This is a genomic window from Algoriphagus sp. A40, assembly GCF_002002735.1.
Classification (GTDB): Bacteria; Bacteroidota; Bacteroidia; order Cytophagales; family Cyclobacteriaceae; genus Algoriphagus.
Genome location: NZ_MUNY01000083.1, coordinates 1 through 3,997 on the forward strand (window position 1 = coordinate 1; position 3,997 = coordinate 3,997).

Sequence of the window (3,997 nt, forward strand, 5' to 3'; positions counted from 1 at the left end):
GCAGTCCGACATAGATGCGGGCTTGGACATTGTGAACGTGGCGAGTGTGAGCAGCGAAGAGGAAGCGACCGACAGTGCGACCGAGACGGTTGACGTGAACGGAGCGGCCTTGGTGGACATCACCAAGGTTGCGGATGTTGCGCAAGTGACCGAAGCGGGCCAGGTGATCACCTATACCTATACCGTAACGAACACAGGCGTTGTGACCCTGACCGGTTTGGCAGTGAACGACGACAAGCTGGGAGCGATCACGCTTGCAGCGACGACACTGGCCCCCGGGGCGAGCACCAGCGGCACGGCGACCTACACGGTGTTGCAGTCCGACATAGATGCGGGCTTGGACATTGTGAACGTGGCGAGTGTGAGCAGCGAAGAGGAAGCGACCGACAGTGCGACCGAGACGGTAGCGGTGAATGGAGCGGCAAGCATCGACTTGCAGAAGGACGGCACGTATGAGGATACCAACAGCGACGGAGCAGCGAGCGCTGGAGACAGGATCACCTATGTGTTCACGGTAGAGAACACCGGCAACGTGACCCTGACCAACATCAGCGTGAGCGATGTGAATCCATTGGTCACAGTGACGGGCGGACCGATAGTAAGCCTTGCCCCAGGCCAGAGCGACAGCAGCATCACGGGCGAATACACGCTGACCCAGGCTGACATCGACGGGGGCAGCTTCACCAACACGGCGACAGCCACAGGTGAAGATCCGAACGAAGATCCGGTGTCAGACGATGACGACGACGAACAGACTTTCGGCCAGCGTCCAAGCCTTGATATCGAGAAAGATGCCGACCAGCCGAGCTACGATGAAGCAGGGGATGTATTGACCTATACCTTGGTGGTGAGCAACAATGGAAACGTGACATTGGAGGACATAGTAGTAACGGATCCACAGGCGGCAATCACTTCAGGCAGCCCGATAGCAAGTTTGGCACCAGGAGCGAGTGCAACAATAACGGCGAGCTATACGGTAAGTCAGGCAGATGTTGACGCGGGAAGTTTCACTAATGTGGCAACCGCTACAACGAGCTATAAAGAACAGCCTTTAACTGCTAGCGACAATGCGACGGTGAATGCGACCCAGAGGCCAAATATCGAATTCCAGAAAGTTGGTGACTATGAAGACACCAATAATGACGGTGTTGTGAATGTGGGAGACAAAATCACTTATGTATTCACAGTGCTGAATACAGGCAACGTGACCCTGACCAATGTGACTGTTACGGATTCCAATCCTGCAGTGAGTGTGACTGGCGGACCGATTACTCTGGTTCCGGGACAGTTGGATAATACCACCTTTACAGGAGAGTATTTGCTGACTCAGTCTGACATTGATGCAGGAAACTTTACCAACGTGGCTACAGCAACCGCTGAAGATCCGGATGGTGAGCCTGTGAGCGACGAGGATGATGATACCCGATCCATTGAGGCAGCCGGAGAAATTGAGATGCAGAAATTGGGAACGTATGTGGACTTCAATAACGATGGGGTGGACAATGCAGGAGATAAGATCACTTATGTATTTACAGTGCTGAATACAGGCAATGTGACCCTGACCAATGTGACGGTTACGGATGCGAATCCTGCCGTGACTGTGACCGGCGGCCCGATTGCAACACTTGCTCCTGGAGAGTTGGATATTACCACATTCAAAGGAGAATATGTACTGACCCAGGCTGACATCGACGCAGGCACTTTTGACAATACGGCCACAGCCACAGGAACTCCACCAACTGGGGAGAACGTTACAGACGTTGATGTGGACAGCCAGTCATTTAGTGGCAATCCAGGGTTGGAGATTTCCAAAGTGGTGACATCTAACGATGACGTTTTTGGAGGCGAGGTAACTTATGAAATTGAGGTAACCAACACAGGAAATGTTACCCTCTATGACATCTATGTAGAGGATGAGCAAGCCGGTCTGATGGAGATCATAGGAGAACTTGCTCCAGGCATGAGTGAATTGTTCACAGCAACAGTGGCGATCACGCAGGAGATGATTGACAGTAAATGTTTCACAAATACGGCTGTTGCAGAAATAAGAGAATACAGTGAGAATGAGCCTGGAAATGGCAATGAAGAAGGTTCTTACTCCGTGCTATTGAGTAGCAGAGATCAGGTTGATGTATGCTTCACGCAAGATCCAGCGATCGAATTGCTGAAAGACGGCGTGTTCAACGACGAGAATCAGGACGGCTTCGGCAACGTGGGTGAAACCATCAGCTACAGCTTCACGGTGACCAACACAGGAAATGTGACCTTGAGCAACATCAGGGTGACTGACCCGATGGTTACTGTGGTAGGCGGACCGATCAGCCTTGCCCCTGGATTGAGCGACAATACGACCTTCACGGCGACCTATGTGATTACCCAGCAGGACATAGACAACGGCTATGTGGTGAACACGGCCCTTGCACAGGGCACAGCACCAAATGAAGAAGTGGTAGAAGACGAATCTTCTGATCCTACCCCTGTTGAAGAGCCAAGCACAGAGTGTGAGACATGTACCGAGACAGAGCTTCCTCAGAATCCTGATATCCAGATCGCGAAAACCGACAACGGAGCTACCGTAGACGGAGCAGGTGATGTGATCACGTACACCCTGACAGTGACTAACACTGGCAATGTGACTTTGACTAATGTGACAGTAAGCGATCCATTGACAGGACTGGATGTGAATCTGGGCACGCTGACTTCGGGAGCTTCGACAGCGGTGAACACTGACTATGTGGTGACCCAGGAGGATGTGGACAAAGGCTTTGTGTTGAACACGGCACTTGCCGAAGGCGACAGCCCAGACGAGGAAGATCCTACGGATGAGACCGAGGAGGAGACTCCGATTGAAAGGAACCCAAGCATCCAGATCGTGAAAACGGACAACGATGCCTTGGTAGATGGTGCGGGAGATGTGATCACATACACGCTGACAGTGACCAACACGGGCAATGTGACTCTGACCAATGTAATGGTTAAGGATCCTTTGACCGGACTGGATCAGAATGTGGGCACGCTGAATCCTGGAGCATCTACAGCGGTGAACACTGACTATGTGGTGACCCAGGCGGATGTGGACAAAGGCTTTGTGTTGAACACGGCACTTGTCGAAGGCGACAGCCCAGACGAGGAAGATCCTACGGATGAGACCGAGGAGGAGACTCCGATTGAAAGGAACCCAAGCATCCAGATCGTGAAAACGGACAACGATGCCTTGGTAGATGGTGCGGGAGATGTGATCACATACACGCTGACAGTGACCAACACGGGCAATGTGACTCTGACCAATGTAATGGTTAAGGATCCTTTGACCGGACTGGATCAGAATGTGGGCACGCTGAATCCTGGAGCATCCACAGCGGTGAACACTGACTATGTGGTGACCCAGGCGGATGTGGACAAAGGCTTTGTTTTGAACACAGCACTTGTCGAAGGCGACAGCCCAGACGAGGAAGATCCTACGGATGAGACCGAGGAGGAGACCCCGATTGAAAGAAACCCAAGCATCCAGATCGTGAAAACGGACAACGGTGCCTTGGTAGATGGTGCAGGAGATGTGATCACGTACACCCTGACAGTGACTAACACTGGCAATGTTGCCTTGACAAATGTAACTGTTAAGGATCCATTGACTGGACTGGATCAAAATGTTGGCACGCTGAATCCTGGTGCATCTACAGCGGTGAACACTGACTATGTGGTGACCCAGGAGGATGTGGACAAAGGCTTTGTGTTGAACACGGCACTTGCCGAAGGCGACAGCCCAGACGAGGAAGATCCTACGGATGAGACCGAGGAGGAGACCCCGATTGAAAGAAACCCAAGCATCCAGGTCGTGAAAACGGACAACGGTGCCTTGGTAGATGGTGCGGGAGATGTGATCACATACACGCTGACAGTGACCAACACGGGCAATGTGACTCTGACCAATGTAATGGTTAAGGATCCTTTGACCGGACTGGATGTGAATCTGGGCACGCTGAATCCTGGAGCATCC

Annotated in this window: 1 pseudogene; it reads left to right on the plus strand. The window is 52.3% G+C overall.

The annotated features are described in order from the left end of the window. A pseudogene (locus tag B0E43_RS22080) lies at nt 1-3,997 on the plus strand (hypothetical protein); the annotation flags it as partial.